Below are 15,920 nucleotides of genomic sequence, written 5' to 3'. Positions count from 1 at the left end.
CCCTAGACCCCGCAGGCTGAGGCAAGCACGCCACAGGTGGCGTGGTTCTGCTGTAGGCGCGCTGTACGCCGCTGGCCGGCAGGAGTATGCTTTTGGCAGGGGGTATGCCACGTAGCGTGCCCTCACTTGTTGGGGACCTGAATGGAAAACACGACGATGAAGACCGCCCGGCTGGCGCACCACTTGCGGGTGGCGGCACTGGCTTACAACGGCTCGGCCGACCAGCACCGGGAGAAGGGCAATGAGCGCCTGTTCCTGGAGTTCCGCCGGTTGGAGAAGGAGTGCTACGACTTCGCCGACGCGCTGGAAGGCGCCACCCAGCTCAGCGTCTCCAACGGTGCCATCGTGTCCAACCACAACCTGGCGGCGGCACAGCGCTTTCCGGACACGCAGCCGTTTGGCGCTTAGACAGGGCGGTGGCCTACGGCACCGCCACTTCCACCCGCAGGTAGGTGGCCGGGATGCTGGTGTGGCCCGCGCGCTCGCTCTTGTTCTGCGCCGTGAACAGGGTTTGCAGCTCCTTCAGCAGTTCGTCCGCGCGGCCGTTCTTGTCGGCTGACTCGAAGGCGTTCATGGTCGGGCCGTAGAACTTGCGAAACAGGTCCAGCAGCGCGGGCGGTTCGCCGTCGAACTCAAAGGTGTAGGTGGCGCGCGTGAAGCGCACATTGCCCTCGGGCACGCCGGCGGCGGCAAAGCGCTCGCGCACCTTGTCTTCCATGCCCCAGGTCATGGGGCTGACAAAGCCCTCGGGCGGCGGCGGGGTGTAGGCGGCGCTGGTCTTCAGCACCTGGGCCACCAGCGTGGGGTCGTTGGGGATCCAGTTGCCCATCACGATGCGCCCGCCGGGGCGGCACACGCGCACCATTTCCCTGGCCACATCCATGGGGCGCGGCGCGAACATGGCGCCAAAGATGCTCACCACCAAATCGAAACTGTTGTCGGCCAGGTCCACCAGCGCGGAGGCGTCGCCTTCCTGGAAGCGGCAGGTGGCGGCCAAGCCGGCTTCCTGCGCGCGCCGGTTGCCGGCGGCCACCAGGTTGCTGGCAATGTCCACGCCCAGCACGTTGGCGCCCAGTTTCGCCTCGGGCAGGGCGGTGGTGCCGTCGCCGCAGCCCAGGTCCAGCACCTGCATGCCGGGGGTGACACCCAGGCCGGCGACCAGCGCCTCGCCGCTGCGGCGCATGTTCTGCGCCAGGCGGGTGAAATCGCCCTTTTCCCACAGTGTCTTGTTCGGGTTCATCGCGGTGCTCCTTGCGCCAGGGTTGAGCCGCATATGGTACGCCGGGGCGGGCGGCGTGGGAAGCCTGAGGTCACGCAATGGGCACACACATCTGCGTTAAGCTGTGGCATGGCGGGCGAAACGACAACCGAAGCGCGTCCAAGGCTTGAGCGCCTGCTGCAACCCGGCGTGGTGCTGATGCGCGCGCTGCCCTATGGGCGCAAGTTCCTGCTGGTGGCGGTGTGCATGCTGGCGCCCATGCTGGTGATGGCGGCGCTGCTGCTCAATGCGCTGCGGCAGGACAACGCCACCTTGCAGCGCGAACTGCTGGGCGTGTCTGCACTGCGCGCCATCAACACGCTGGACACCTCGCTGCTGCGTCTGGTGGTGGCGCAGCGCGGCGTGGCACCGGCCACGTTGGCGCAACAGCTGGGTGCCGTGCTGGCGCTGCCGCAGTCACTGGTGCCCGGCGACCAATACCCGGTGATGCTGAAGCTGCAGCAGGCGCGCGACGCGGCGCAGAGCGGCCAGGTGCCGGCCTCGCGCGCGGCATTGGCGCTGATGCAGTCCACCCGGCTGCTGCGCCAGGCGGTGTATGAGACCTCCGGGCTGATACTGGACACCGAAATCGCCAGCTACTACCTGGGTGACGTGGTGGCCACGCAGTTGCCCCGCGTGGCGTTGACGCAGGCGCAGCTGGCCGACGTGCTGACGCGTGACATCCGTGCCGACGGAGTGCCCAGCAATGCCGAGCGGCTGGGCACGGTGGTGTATGACGAGTTGCGCTTGGCCGAGGTGTCCGAAACGCTGAGCTTCAACTACGGCCGCCTGTTTGGCGCCAAGCTGGCCGGCATGGCGCTGGAGCGCAGTCGGCCCTACCAGCAGTTGCAGCGGCAGATGGCAGCGATGACCGGGCTGATTGCTGCCATACGGCGGGGCGCGGCATTGGGCGATGTGGCGGTGGAGGCGCCGCTGCTGCCGTTGATCGACGAAATGACGGGCACCGTAGCTCAGGCCTGGACCGACGCGCAGGACGAGCTGGAGCACTACCTGGGCGAGCGGGTGCGCAACGCGCTCAGCCTGGCGCTGCTGCTGTGCCTGGCTATCGTGGCCTCGCTGGCGTCCGCCTGGTATCTGTTTGCGGCGTTTCGCCATGGCACGCTGGCCGACATCGGCCAGCTGGACCGGGCGTCCGCCGCGCTGTTGCGGCAAAACAGCAGCGAGCAGTTTGACGAACATGCCTTTGTGCTGGCCTCGCGCGACGAGCTCTCACGGGTTTCGGAAGCCTTCATGGCGTTTGCGCGCCGGCTGACCGAGGACAACCGCCACCGCGCCGCTGCCGAGGCCTCGATGCGGGTGGGCAAGCAGGCGGCCGAAGGGGCGTTGGCCGAGCTGCGCGATACGCAGGACAAGCTGATCCGCTCCGAGCGGCTGGCTTCGCTGGGCGGGCTGGTGGCCGGCGTGGCGCATGAGATCAACACGCCGGTGGGCATTGTGACCTTGAGCGTCTCCACGCTGCAGGCCCATGTGGACGAGATGCGCAGGGTGTACGACAGCGGGCGCATGCGCCGCGCCGACCTGGAGAGTTTTCTGGCGGCCTCGGAGCAGGCGGTGAAGCTGATCCAGGACAACGCCGAGCGCGCTGCCACGCTGGTGAAGAGCTTCAAGGAGGTGTCGGCCGACCAGGTGAGCGAGGTGCGCCGCGCCTTCAAGGTGAAGGGCTACCTGTGCGAACTGCTGGAGAGCCTGCGGCCCAGCTACAAGCACCGCTCGGTGACGGTGACGTTGATGGGCGACGAGCAGGTGGAAATGGACAGCTATCCCGGCGCGCTGGCGCAGGTGGTCTCGAACCTGGTGATGAATTCGCTGAACCACGCTTTCACAGGCAGCACCGGCCAGACGGGCGGCACCATCACCATCGCCGTGCAGGCGCATGGGCCCGACGAGGTGACGGTGCGCTACCAGGATGATGGCGCCGGTATCCCGCGCGAACACCTGGGGTTGATCTTCGAGCCCTTTTTCACCACCCGGCGCGGCGCGGGCGGCACTGGGCTGGGGCTGGCGATTGTGCACAACATCGTCAACCGGGTGCTGGGCGGCTCCATCGCCGTCACCAGCGAGCCGGGGGCGGGCACGGTGTTTGTGCTGACGCTGCCGTGCCGGGCGCCGCAGCGGGCGGCGGCGGTGCATGTGGAGGGGCAGTTGTCTTGACGGACAGTTTTACCGTGTCAGGGCTATAGTTCCAACGAGGTGCGTGGAAGGCCGCAAAGGCTTGCCGTCGTTGAGCAGATCAAGAACCCGGCTGCGAGCCGGTCTCGGGAGGAAGCCATGTCCAGTTTGGTCAACCGTATTCACTGCATGGGGCGGGTCTTACCGCTGGCGCTGGGGTTGCTGTTTTCTTTCCCGGTGCGGTCCGACGTCCCCGCGAAATTGGACCAGAAGGAATACAACAGCGAACTGCAGAAGATGGCCGCCGCCTGTGCCGCCAGGAACATGCCGCATCTCAACGGCCTGTGCCTATCCCAAAAGCCCGACGGCGCCGCGCGTACGGCGATCACCGTTGCATTGGAGATGCATCGGTTCGAGCTGTATCTGAAGCGTTGTGAACACTCGGCCGCACCGGATGGAAAGGCGCTGCAGAACCAGGTATTCAAGATTGCGGACGTCAGGATGTTCTACGAGGAGATGGCTCTCCAGCGGGAGGCGCTGGACTTTTACTCCCGCAACGCCAACAACTGCAAGACCAACGCCGACAACGATGTGGAAGTGACGAGAAGGCTGCAGTGGTTCGGCTATATGGTTGGCAAGTATTCGGAAGAAGCCAAGGAACAGGCGGCTGCCGTCCAAAGGGAGAAGCGCCGCCAGCAAAGCCTGATCGAGATGCCGTTGCGCGAGACCGACCCCTGGTTCGTGGGCAGGTTTTCCGCGCCCTTCCCAGTGGACGGCGGTACCGGCAATTGGTCGCTGAAGTGCGTCTTGGGTGAGGAGTGCGTGCTGACCATCCACAAGCCGAACACTGCTCCCCAAACGGTGCCGATGCGGGTGCCGATTCGGCGTGAGATCGTCATTCCCAACAACAACCTCCAGCTGACACGGGACAGGGTACGTGAACGTCCCGAACTATATGAAGACAAGCGGGAAGGCCCGATGCTGATGGAGCTTCGCGACCTGCTGGCGTCCGAGGCCCGCTTCGAACGTTGTGTGAACATCGCCGCCGACGGCGACATCGCCGTGTGTTCTCTGACTACAGATCCGCGGGCTGCCAAGTCGCTCGTGCTGCTGCTTGGCACGATGAAGGGCAGTTGTGGAAACTCCCCCTTCTGCGCTTACTACTACCAGATGCTGGGGCGAGAGAAGGGTGAGTGATGCCTACCCGCGCCGGCCCGGCAATGTGAAGTGGAAGGCCGAGCCGGCACCCTCCTGGCTGTCGACCCACACCGTGCCGCCGTGCGCCTCCACGAATGATTTGACGATCGCCAGGCCCAGGCCCGTGCCGCCTTCTTCCTGGGCGTCGGTCTCCAATTTGTCGAACACCACGGCGAGCCGGTCTGCGGCGATGCCGGCGCCGTTGTCGCGCACCGTGCATTGCACGTCGCCGTCGTCTCCCACCGCGCGGGCTTCCACCACCACCTGGCCACGCGGGGCATAGCGTATGGCGTTGCCCAGCAGGTTCTGCAACACGCGCTGCAGGGCGCTGGCATCGGCAAACACGCTCAAATCCTCGGGCACCTCGTTGCGCAGGTGGGTACCGGCGGTGTCGGCCAGGGGTTGCATGTCGTACAGCAGGGCCTCCACCTGCGGCCACAGGTCAAACACGCGCAGCTGCAGTTTCATGCCGCTGTCGGCCTGCAGGTGGCCGCTCTCGGCCAGCACCTGCTGTATCAGCCCTTCCAGTTGCTTCACGTTGCGTTGCAGCGCGCGCTGCATGCGCGTCAGGTCGGTGCCGTCGCCCAGGTCCTTGAGCTTGATGGCCAGCACGCGGGCCGCCAGCGAAATGGCGCTCAGCGGCGTGCGCAGGTCGTGCGCCACAAAGGCCAGGTACTCGTCACGGCGGCGCTGCACCTCCAGCGCTTGCTGGGTGGCGAAGGTTTGCACGGCCAGGCCAATGGCTTCGTCCAGCACGCGGTTCAGGATGTGGAAGGGCTTGCCCAGCAGGCTGATGCCATGGGCCTCGGCCAGGTCATTGATGCAACCACGCAGGATGTTGTATTCGGCCACCACCTCCACGATGTCAAAGCCGTCCTGAAAGCGCTGCACGCCATGCTTTGGTGGTGTGCCATCCAGCATGGCCTGCGCGATGCTCTGGTCGGCCACCTGTCTGAGCGCGCTGGACAGCTCGTACAGCAAGCTGGGCACATGGTCGTTCAGCGTGGGGATGTCCAGTTGGCGGGCCGAGGGCAATTGGCGCACCTGCTGGCGCCAGCGCAGCAACAGGGCCTCGCGCTCGCTTTCGATGAGCGACGCCAGTTGATTGAGGGTGTGCAAATCCATGGGGCGGCTCTAATGGGTGTTTGGTTATAGCACGGTGGCGATGACGGGCATCGGCCGTGCTACCCGCCTCACCGCCTCACTGCCTCACCGCCCCGGCGCCAACCCCACCCGCTGTACCAGCACGTTGTCGTCCAGCCGCCAGAGCTTCAGCGTGTGCTTGCCGGCGCTCAAGGCCGGCAGTTCGGCGTTCAGCGGCCAGGCGTTGGCAATGACGGACGCGGCCCAGTCTTTCTTGCCCTGGGTGTCATAGCCTTCACCGGTGGGCTGCAGGTTGAAGCTCAGCGTCTGCACCGGGCCGTCGTCCACGCTCAGGCCCAGGCGCAGTGGCTGGGCGTCGCGGGTGTTCAGCGTGGGAGACAGCAGCACGCTCACGCGTGCCGCGCCGGCGGCGGGCCAGGTGAAGTCGTATTCCAGCCGCACGTTGTCTTGCACGGTGGTGGCGTCGCGGCCTTGGGGGAAGGCGGTCACCGCGCCTTGGGTGGCGCCCAGGTGGTGGATGGTTTGCCACGCCAGGCCCTTGCCGTTGACGGCGCGGGTGAAGGCAGGGGCTTCCAAGGTGATGCGCGGGGTGGGGGCGGCCTGGGCAAGGCCCTTGGCCAGTTGCGCTTGCACGGCCTCCGAGCTGGGCGCAGCCGGTGCGGTGGCGGCCATCGCTACGCGCGTGAGCGGCGGCATGATGTTGGTGGCGGGCTGCTGCCAGCTGGTGTAGCCGATGTGAGTTTGCAGCATCATGCCGTCCCACTTGCCGCCCAGCAGTTGGTGGTAGGCGTCGCTGATCTGCTGGTCGCGCTGGAAGGCGGCTTCCACCCAGTCTGCAAAGGTGTTGGCGCGGGCGTCGTTGGCGGCGGCCAGCTTTTTGTTCCAGGCGGCGTAGTAGTGCAGGCGATAGACGTTGGCCATGGCAGTGGCCGGGTGCTCAAGGATCTGGAAGTAGGCGGGCAGTTGCTCGGGCTTCAGCTTGGCCTTCAACGCCAGCACCTCGCGCTCCAGCGCGTCCCAGTCGGCCACCTGGCGCGCGAAAGCGCCACCGTCCAATGTGTCGGCTGTCGCCTCACCCAGCGGGAAGGTGCCGGGGTCCAACAGCTCGGGCTTGCGGCGGGCCGCGAGCTGGCTGTAGCGGGTGATCAGCGGCCCCAGCTGCTTGGCCACGGCGGGGCCGAAGTTGTCGCTGGCCCATTGGGTGGGGTAGGCCTGCAGCGCTGACAGGTTCATGGCGGCAGGGTTCCACGCCATGTCCATGAAGAAGGCCAGCGGAAACTCCAGCGGCTTGATGTCGCCCACGTTAACCACCCACAGCGCGTTGGCGCCGCGCTGGTGGCTCAGGTCCATCTGCTGCCAGGTCTTCTCGATCTGCACGGTGTTGACCCACTTGTAGTTGCGCGGGCCGCCCACGTAGTCGAAGTGGTAGTAGACACCGTAGCCGCCCTTGCGGTTGACATCCTTAGTGGGCAGGCGGCGCACCTGGCCCCAGTTGTCGTCGGCGAAGAGCAGCAGCACGTCGTCGGGCACGCGCATGCCCTTGTCGTAGTAGTCCTGCACCTCCTTGTACAGCGCCCACATCTGCGGCGTTTGCTCGGCCGGCTTCTTCGTCACGTCGGCCAGGATGGCGCGCTGGTCCTTGACGATGCCTTGCAGCAGGTCAATGGCGGTGCCTTCCGACATGGGCTCGTCGCCGTCGCCACGCATGCCCAGCGTGACCAGATTCTCAAAACCCTGGCCGTCGCCCTTGGACATGATGCGTTCGATGCCGCCGCGCCAGAAATTGCGCAGCGCCTCGCCATTGCTGCGGTAGTCCCACTTGCCAGCCTTGGCGCGCGTCCACTCGTCGTGGGCCCTGGCCATGGGCTCGTGGTGCGAGGTGCCCATGATGACGCCCATCTCGTCGGCCAGTACCATGTTGCGCGGGTCGTCTGCCGCAAAGGCGCGCGGCTGCCACATGGCAGGCCACAAGTAGTTGCCTTTCAGGCGCAGCAGCAGCTCGAACACCGGCTGATACATCTTGCTGTTGGCACCGCCAAACTTCTTTTGCGCCCAGGTGGTCAGTGCGGGGGCTTCGTCGTTGATGAAGAAGCCGCGGTACTTCACCTCCGGTTTGTCGCTGCGCGTGCCGGCGGTGAGGTAGAGCTGCGCCTGCTGGCGCACCGGCACATCGGCCCACCAGTACCAGGGCGAGACGCCCATCTTGGCCGACAGGTCATAGGTGCCGAAGACGGCGCCTCGGCGGTCGGCGCCGAGGATGACCAAGGCGCGGGGGACGTTGGGGAAGGGCTGCTCCACCACCACTTGCTGGTAAGCCTCCCATTGGTTGTTGAAGGCCGGTGCCTTCAGCTTGCCACGCTTGACCAGGCCGTCCACCACCGCGCTTTTGCCCTGCTGGGCGATGATGACCAGCTCGCCTTTGGCCTGCGCGATGGCCTGCACCTGTGCGGCCGGGTTGCCGGCCACGCGCTGCAGGTCGTCGCGAAAGCTCTGCGCCACATGGCGCAGCGCGGGGTCTGCGGCGGCGTCCACATACACGGCCAGCGGTTGGCTGGCGCGCACCAGGGCCAGGCTGCCGGGGGCGTCGCGCTCGCATACGCTGACGGGGGTGGTGCAGGCAAAGGCCGTGCTGCCGCACAGCGCTGCCATCAGAACGATGAGCCGGCGCATCATGGTGCGGGTGCCCCTCAGGTCGGCAGGCCTGCCGCCAGCCGCCGCTTGGTCAGCTCGTCGACCATGTCCAGCGTGGTCTGCTTGTTCAGCTTGTTCAGCACGATGCAGCCGGCGCAGGCCAGGAACAGCAGGCCGACGAAGATGCTGGAGGCGTCGCGGTAGCCGGCGATGGCGTTGGCGGCCGATGGGGCCTGGGTGTCGTAGTTGTAGAAACCGGCCAGCAGCCACAGCAGGCTGGCCGAGCCCAGCGCCAGGCCGGTCTTCAGCGAGAAACCGATGGTGGCGAACACCATGCCGGTGAAACGGCGGCCGGTTTGCCATTCGGAGTAGTCGGCCGCGTCCGCGTACATGGCCCACATGATGGCGCAGGTGGGCGCATACACGATGGAGCCGACGACGGCCTGCGCCACAAAAAGCCAGGTGGCGGTGGGTGGGTACAGGTACATGGCGAAGGCGTTCAGCGCGCACAGCGTGAAGCAGACGATGGCGACGTTGCGCCGGCCGTACTTGGCCGACAGACCGGAGGTCAGCATGATGAAGATGACGGTGGTGCCAAAACCCGCCATGTTGACGATGCTGTTGAACACGTCGGCGGTGTTGGAGGTGGCAATGGTGTCACGCGTGCCGTGCACGATGTAGCCCAGCGCATCGGCCAGGCCGCCGGTGGGCGCCATGCTGGGTGTGGTGAGGCCCAGGGCGGCGACGAAGTCGAACATGGCGGCCTTGTCGGCATAGTGGTGGTAGTAGTTGTAGTGGGCGCCGCCGCGCAGCGCCAGCATGGCGAAGTGGAACAGCGTGTAGCAGAACAGCGCGATCCACGGGCCGTTCTTCAGCAGGTCGGTGAAGTCCTGCTTGGGCGAGCTTTGCACCTCCACCACTGGCTTGATGCGCTCTTTGGTGGTGAAGAAGGTGACCATGAACAGCACCAGGCAGGCCACGGCCCAGATGGTCATGGTGACCTGCCAGCCGTGCGCGCGGTCGTACCCCTGCGCGAACTTGGCTACCAGCGGCAGCGTGAAGCCGCCGACGATGAACTGAGCCACGTTCACCGACACGAAGCGGTAGCTGTTGAGCTTGGTGCGCTCGTTCAGGTCGCCTGTCATCACGCCGCCCAATGCCGAGTAGGGCATGTTGTTCATCGAATACAGCGTCATCAGCACGGTGTTGGTGATGCCGGCGTAGGCGATCATCATGCCGGTGCTCCAGCCCCAGCTCTTGTCGGGCGTGGTGTAAGCCAACACCATCACGATGCACCAGGGCACGGAGGTCCACAAAATCCACGGGCGGAACTTGCCCCAGCGCGTGTTGGTGCGGTCGGCCAGCACGCCCATGATGGGGTCGAACACGGCGTCCCACAGACGCGGCCACAGCAGGATGGCGGCGGCGGCGTTGGCGCTGAGGCCAAACACGTCGGTGTAGAAGTTCAGCTGGAACAGCACCATGGTCATGAAGACCAGGTTGGCTGCGGCGTCGCCCGCGCTGTAACCGGCTTTCTCGATGAAGCTAAGTGGTTGGCTCATAGGTCTCCGGGCTGTAATTTTGGTGGCTGCCCGGGGGTGACTATAGCGGGGAGTGATGTTAGAAAACAGTGTTTTCTAACATTTTGGTTGCGATCACATTCACCAATTGACAAGCGCCTTTTGCAGGCCGCAAGCGTCATTGGAAAGAGCTATTGGCAATATTTATTCAATTAGATTGCTCAATGATTCAGGGTCTCCTAGACTGGCCCTTCCATTCGCAACTTGAGGAGAACAAGGCCATGTCCACCGAAGCCAAGTGTCCGTTTTCGGGCAGCGCCCCCCGCCACACCAACGCCGCCGCGCCCGGCAATGCAGGCTGGTGGCCCAACCAGCTGAACCTGAAGATCCTGCACCAGCACTCTGCCAAGTCCAGCCCCATGGACAGCGAGTTCAACTACGCCCAGGCGTTCAAGACGCTGGACCTGGATGCCGTGGTGAAGGACCTGCATGCCTTGATGACTGATTCGCAAGCGTGGTGGCCGGCGGACTATGGGCACTACGGCCCGTTCTTCATCCGCATGGCCTGGCATGCCGCCGGCACCTACCGCACGTTTGACGGCCGGGGCGGTGCCGGCACCGGCGCGCAGCGCTTTGCACCGCTGAACAGTTGGCCGGACAACGGCAACCTGGACAAGGCGCGCCGGCTGTTGTGGCCCATCAAGCAGAAGTACGGCCACAAGATCTCGTGGGCCGACCTGATTGTGCTGACGGGCAATGTGGCGCTGGAGTCCATGGGCTTCAAGACCTTTGGCTTTGCCGGTGGCCGGGCGGACATCTGGGAGCCGGAGGATGACGTCTTCTGGGGCCCGGAAAAGACCTGGCTGGGCGACGAGCGCTACAGCGGCGACCGCGAACTGGCCAACCCGCTGGGCGCGGTGCAGATGGGCCTGATCTATGTGAACCCCGAAGGCCCGAACGGCAAGCCCGACCCGCTGGCCTCGGCGCGCGACATCCGCGAGACCTTCGCCCGCATGGCGATGAACGATGAAGAGACCGTGGCACTGGTGGCCGGCGGCCACACCTTCGGCAAGGCCCACGGCGCCGGCGACACCGCGCTGGTGGGTGCGGAGCCGGAAGGCGCCGCGCTGGAAGACATGGGCCTGGGCTGGAAGAACAGCCTGGGCACCGGCATCGGCGTGCACACCACCACCAGCGGCATTGAAGGCGCCTGGACCAACGACCCCATCCGGTGGGACAACGGCTTCTTCGAGAACCTGTTCAAGTACGAATGGGTGTTGACCAAGAGCCCGGCCGGCGCCCACCAGTGGACGCCGAAGGACGCGGCGGCGCAGAACACCGTGCCCGACGCGCACGACCCCACCAAGCGCCACGCGCCGATGATGACCACCGCCGACATGGCACTGCGCATGGACCCGGCGTACGAGCAAATCTCGCGCCGCTTCAAGGACGACCCGGCCGCGTTGGCCGACGCCTTTGCCCGCGCCTGGTACAAGCTGACGCACCGCGACATGGGCCCGCAGGCGCGCTACCTGGGCCCGCTGGTGCCCAAGGAAGTGCTGCTGTGGCAAGACCCGGTGCCGCCGGTGAACCACCCGCTGGTGAACTATGCCGACACGGTGGCGCTGAAAGCGAAGCTGCTGGCCTCGGGCCTGACAGTGTCCGAGCTGGTGACCGTTGCCTGGGCGTCGGCCGCCACGTTCCGCGGCAGCGACAAGCGGGGCGGCGCCAACGGCGCGCGCATCCGCCTGGCGCCGCAGAAGGACTGGGCCGCCAACCAATCCGCACAGCTGGGCAAGGTGCTGCCGGTGCTGGAAAAGATCCAGGCCGAGTTCAACGCGGCGCAGACCGACGGCAAGAAGATCTCGCTGGCTGATGTGATCGTGCTGGGCGGCTGCGCGGCGGTCGAGCAGGCGGCACAGGCCGCTGGGCAAGCGATCAAGGTGCCGTTCTCACCCGGGCGCACCGACGCTACAGCCGAGCAGACGGACGCGCAGGCCTTCGCGGTGCTGGAGCCGGTGGCGGATGGCTTTCGCAACTACGTGCGCCCCGGCCTGGAGGACGCGCAGGCCGAGCTGTTCATCGACAAGGCGCAACTGCTGACGCTGACCGCACCCGAGATGACGGTGCTGGTGGGCGGCCTGCGGGTGCTCAACGCCGGTGCCGCGCCGCTCAAGCACGGCGCGTTCACTGCAACACCCGGCGTGCTGGGCAACGACTTCTTCGTCAACCTGCTGGACATGGGGACCACGTGGCAGAAGTCGGCCACCGCCGGTGTGCTGGAAGGGCGGGACCGCACGAGCGGCGCGCCGAAGTGGACGGCCACCATCGTGGACCTGCTGTTCGGCTCGAACTCGCAGCTGCGGGCCATCGCCGAGGTCTATGCCAGCGACGATGCCAAGGCCCGCTTCGTGGCCGACTTCGTGGCGGCGTGGAACAAGGTGATGAACCTGGACCGCTACGACCTGAAGTAAGCCATTGCCCCGGCCTTCACGCGTACTGCTTGTACTGGCTTTCTTCCAATGCCAGGCACTCGGTGAAGGCCGGTCTTTCCAGCAGCCGCGCCCAGTAGTCGGCCAGCGGGCCGGCCTGGGCCACTTCAAACCCCAGGTAGGGCGCCAGCGACAGCGCCCAGCCCATGTAGGCGTCGGCCACGGTGAACTGCTCACCGGCCAGCCAAGGCTGCTCCCGCACCTGCTCGGCGGCGAAGGCCAGCCGCCCGGCCAGGTTGCCCTTGGCCCAGGCCTTGACCTCGGCCGGCGCGCTGCGCTGGAAGAAGGGGTACAGGCAGACCTTGTGCACCTCGGTGGCGGCGAAGCTCAGCCACTCCAGCGTGCGCTGGCCCTCCAGCGTGTTGCGCGGGGGCAGGTAGCCGCGCTGCGGGGCCATGTCGGCCAGCACTTGCAGGATGGCGCTCACTTCGGTGAGCACGCGACCGTCGTCAAAGCGCAGCACCGGCACGTGGTTCTTGGACGAAATGGCCTCCAGTGAATTGCCGTGGGCGTCCTGCTTGCGCAGCAGCGACACAGGCACCAGCGTGATGGGCAGGCCGGCCTCGCGGATCAGCAGGTGGCCGGTGAAAGAGCAGGCGAAGGGGGAGTAGAAGTAGTCCATGGCGCCGATGATGGCCGCGTCCTGGTTTTGCGACCATTGGCTAGAATGACAATTTCATGGTCAATATGGCCATGCTGCTTTTTGCGCTGTATGGCCGCCACCCCCACCCCCACCCCCACCCCCACCCCCACCTCCACTCCCGCCCTGCGCGACATTGCCATCCTGGTGTACCCCGGTTGCATGGGCACCGAGATATTTGCCGTCACCGACCTGCTGCTGATCGCCAATCACCTGGCCGCCGCCATGGCGCCAGGCCATCAGGCGGACCTGCCGGCGCGGCTGGTGAGTGCGCGGCGTGAGCCGGTGGCGCTGGCGGGTGGTTTCATGCTGGGTGCGCCTTACGCTGGTTCGACTGGCGGCGTGCTGCCGGCGCTGGTGGTGGTGCCGGGGCTGGAGGTGTCGCGCTTTGGCCAGTGGGAAGAGAAGCTGGCGCTGCTGAAGCCCGAACTGGCGTTGCTGCGCAAATGGCATGCGCGCGGTGTGGCGTTCGCATCTGTCTGCCTGGGTGGCTTTCTGTTGGCCGAGTCGGGCGTGGTGGGCCGGCGGCGCATGACGGCGCCATGGGCGTTTGAGCGCGAGTTCCGCCTGCGCTATCCCGCTATCGATGTGGACAGCGGCGCGGTGGTGTGCACCGAGAAGGGCCTGATCACCAGCGGCCCCTTCAGCAGCGTGTTTGACCTGGCGCTGCAACTGGTGGAGCAGCACCACGGCACGCGCATCGCCCGCGCCACGGCCAACATGGCGCTGGTGCGGCGCGGGCGCGGCAGCCAGCAGCCGTATGTGGACCCGGGCTTGATTCCGCAGACGCGGCAAGCCTTCTCAGAACAGGTGAACCGCTGGCTGGCCACGCACCTGGTGCAGCCCTATGACCTGCAGCAATTGGCGGCGCAGTTTCACACCAGTGCGCGCACGCTGCTGCGCCGCTACAAGGCCGAGACCGGGCAGACCCCGCTGGCCTGGCTGCAGCGCACCCGCATCGAGAAGGCCAAGCGGCTGCTGGAGGTGAGCGCCCTGAGCCTGGCCGAGGTGGTGGCCAAGGTGGGGTATGAGGACGTGGCGACGTTCTCGCGCCTGTTCGTGCGGCACGTGGGGGAGAGCCCGGCGCGGTATCGGCGGCAATCCCTGCAGGGGTAGCCCCGGCTGCCTACTGTGCCGTCGGCAGCGGGACCTCGAACTTGATCGCTGCCAGCTGTTCCGGCGCCTTGCCCAGCTTGCGCATGAAGGGCAGCCAGCGCGGGTCTTGCTTGAGCTTGTCCATGAACGGGTCCGTGGGCAGGCTGCTGACGTCCAGGTTGGCGGCCACCGCCTTGGCCAGCCAGGCAAAGGCGGCGTCGGCCTCGCCGCGGTAAGCGTGGATTTCGGCGATGCCTAAGGTGGCGTCCACCGGAAATTTCTTGGCCAGTTCGGCCACAGCGGCGTCCGACGCCTTGGCCGCGCCCAGCGCATGTTCGATCAGGCCCAGCGCCGACAGCCGGTTCAGTTCGTCAGCTTCCTTCAGCGCCTCGGCACGGGCCGCCTGCGCGTCGCCCTTGAGCAGCAAGGTCAGGGCAAGGGAGCCCTGGGCGCCGATGTAGCCCGGTGACAGGCGCAGGGCTGCCTGGTAGGTGGCGATGGCCTCGTCGTAACGCTTGGCGCTCTGGTAGAAGTTGCCCAGGTTGGAGCGGGTGACGGCGCTCACCGGGTTCTGCCGGGCTGCCCATTCGCTGGTCGCGATGGCGCTGTCCAGGCGGTTCAGGCTGTTGAGTAGGGCGGTGGTGTTGGCGATGACGGCGACGTCGTTGGGCGCCAGTGCCAGGGCGCGCTGGTAGTGCTGCGCCGCCTGGGCCAGGTCGCGGTCGTAGATCATCGCGATCCAGCCCAGATGGTCGTGGGCGCGCGCTAGGTTCGGGTTGATGGCCAGGGCCTTGTTGATGGCGTCGCGCGACTGTGCGTAGGCTTCTTTGGGCTGCCGCGTCTGGTTGCCCGCCTGGTTGAGGTAGACGGTGGCCAGTTCGGCCCAGCCTTCGGCATAGCGGGGGTCCAGCTTCAGCGCCTGCTGCAACAGCGCCACGGCGTTCTGCAGGCTGTCGCGGGTGCTCTGGCGGCGCAGCTGGCGGGCCTGCAGCATCAGCGCATAGGCCTCGGGGTCGGCCGCCGTGGCCTTGGGCGCGCCGCCCAGCAGCCGGGCCTTGAGCTGCTCCACCACGGCGGCGGAGATTTCGTCCTGCACGGCGAAGATGTCGTTCATGTCGCGGTCATAGGTCTCGGACCAGATCTGGCTGCTGTCGGCGGCGCGTATCAGCTGGGCGGTGATGCGCACCTTGGTGCCGGACTTGCGAATGCTGCCCTGCAGGATGTTGGCCACGTGCAGGCGTCGGGCGATCTCGCTGACCTCCACGTCCTTGCCCTTGAACGAGAACGACGAGGTGCGCGCCATCACCTGCAGATCGCGCACCTTGGTGAGCTGGTTCAGCAGTTCCTCGGAGATGCCGTCGGAGAAATACTCCTGGCCTTTGTCGCCGCTCATGTTGGCGAAGGGCAGCACGGCGATGGATTTGCTGTTGATGGGTTTGGCGGCCTGCGTGGCGGGCGTGCTGGCCGTGGGCGTGGCCACGGTCTTGTAGGTGGTGTACCAGCCGATCATCCCGCTGAGCACGGCGCCGGTGCCGGCTATGGCGACGATGGCGCCCTTCACATGTTTGAGTTTGCCCAGCAGGTGGGCGAAGCGGCCGGGGGCGGTGGTGGTTGCGGGTGGCGCGCCGGACGCGGTGGCTGCGGCAGCGTTGGCGGGCGCAACTGGCGGCGGCGCGCTGTCTTTGAACTGGCTGCTCCGAGCCGGTGGATGTCTTCTGGAGGACGATTTCGACATGGGCCTGGTTCCACTCCCTGTGTGCAGCCGCTGACCGATGCCGGATCATACCGGCTTGGCGAAGCGCTACCATGCGCGGAGTTCGGCGCCAACTATGCGGTTCTGGGGAGGGAGCCGC

At 66.4% G+C, this 15,920-nt stretch carries 11 protein-coding genes; 5 read left to right on the top strand and 6 right to left on the bottom strand.

Annotation, left to right across the window (positions count from 1 at the left end):
* The first annotated feature begins 141 nt into the window (after positions 1-141).
* Positions 142-408 (top strand): hypothetical protein, encoded by a 267-nt coding sequence (locus AC1DX2_RS07305; protein ID WP_477195630.1) that lies wholly within the window; start codon positions 142-144, stop codon positions 406-408.
* A gap of 13 nt (positions 409-421) precedes the next feature.
* Here the strand turns inward: AC1DX2_RS07305 and AC1DX2_RS07300 are convergent, their stop codons facing one another.
* Positions 422-1,240: a class I SAM-dependent methyltransferase gene (locus tag AC1DX2_RS07300; protein WP_477195629.1), complete on the bottom strand. Its 819-nt coding sequence runs from the start codon at positions 1,238-1,240 to the stop codon at positions 422-424.
* Positions 1,241-1,348: 108 nt separating this feature from the next.
* Here AC1DX2_RS07300 and AC1DX2_RS07295 point away from each other — a divergent pair, with 108 nt between their 5' ends.
* Together AC1DX2_RS07295 and AC1DX2_RS07290 are read left to right on the top strand one after the other, a co-directional pair.
* Positions 1,349-3,430 carry a sensor histidine kinase gene (locus AC1DX2_RS07295; RefSeq protein WP_477195628.1) on the top strand — a complete coding sequence of 694 codons (2,082 nt, stop codon included), beginning with the start codon at positions 1,349-1,351 and terminating at the stop codon, positions 3,428-3,430.
* A gap of 117 nt (positions 3,431-3,547) precedes the next feature.
* Positions 3,548-4,585, top strand: a complete 1,038-nt coding sequence (locus AC1DX2_RS07290) for a hypothetical protein (protein WP_477195627.1) — start codon at positions 3,548-3,550, stop codon at positions 4,583-4,585.
* A 3-nt stretch (positions 4,586-4,588) separates the two neighbouring features.
* Here AC1DX2_RS07290 and AC1DX2_RS07285 read toward each other — a convergent pair whose 3' ends face one another.
* The 3 genes from AC1DX2_RS07285 to AC1DX2_RS07275 form a co-directional block, all read right to left on the bottom strand.
* Positions 4,589-5,710, bottom strand: coding sequence for a sensor histidine kinase (locus tag AC1DX2_RS07285; RefSeq protein WP_477195626.1), 1,122 nt, complete (start codon positions 5,708-5,710; stop codon positions 4,589-4,591).
* 84 nt (positions 5,711-5,794) lie between these two features.
* The gene (locus AC1DX2_RS07280) at positions 5,795-8,362 is read right to left on the bottom strand and encodes a glycosyl hydrolase 115 family protein (RefSeq protein WP_477195625.1); all 2,568 of its coding nucleotides are present in this window, start codon (positions 8,360-8,362) and stop codon (positions 5,795-5,797) included.
* A 14-nt stretch (positions 8,363-8,376) separates the two neighbouring features.
* On the bottom strand, positions 8,377-9,882 hold the full coding sequence (locus AC1DX2_RS07275) for an MFS transporter (RefSeq protein WP_477195624.1): 1,506 nt from the start codon (positions 9,880-9,882) through the stop codon (positions 8,377-8,379).
* 239 nt (positions 9,883-10,121) lie between these two features.
* Here AC1DX2_RS07275 and katG point away from each other — a divergent pair, with 239 nt between their 5' ends.
* A complete protein-coding gene (gene katG / locus AC1DX2_RS07270) occupies positions 10,122-12,314 on the top strand; it encodes a catalase/peroxidase HPI (RefSeq protein ID WP_477195623.1) in 2,193 nt (730 codons plus the stop codon).
* Positions 12,315-12,330: 16 nt separating this feature from the next.
* On the opposite strand, the gene AC1DX2_RS07265 is transcribed toward katG, so the two are convergent.
* Positions 12,331-12,954 carry a glutathione S-transferase N-terminal domain-containing protein gene (locus AC1DX2_RS07265; RefSeq protein ID WP_477195622.1) on the bottom strand — a complete coding sequence of 208 codons (624 nt, stop codon included), beginning with the start codon at positions 12,952-12,954 and terminating at the stop codon, positions 12,331-12,333.
* Between the two features lie 90 nt (positions 12,955-13,044).
* On the opposite strand from AC1DX2_RS07265, the gene AC1DX2_RS07260 reads away from it, so the two are divergent.
* Positions 13,045-14,088 (top strand): GlxA family transcriptional regulator, encoded by a 1,044-nt coding sequence (locus AC1DX2_RS07260; protein ID WP_477195621.1) that lies wholly within the window; start codon positions 13,045-13,047, stop codon positions 14,086-14,088.
* 10 nt (positions 14,089-14,098) lie between these two features.
* Here the strand turns inward: AC1DX2_RS07260 and AC1DX2_RS07255 are convergent, their stop codons facing one another.
* On the bottom strand, positions 14,099-15,802 hold the full coding sequence (locus AC1DX2_RS07255) for a tetratricopeptide repeat protein (protein WP_477195620.1): 1,704 nt from the start codon (positions 15,800-15,802) through the stop codon (positions 14,099-14,101).
* Positions 15,803-15,920: the final 118 nt, after the last annotated feature.

The organism is Hylemonella sp. P2_B10 (genome assembly GCF_056404875.1).
This window is presented reverse-complemented; position numbering and strand designations above follow the sequence as displayed.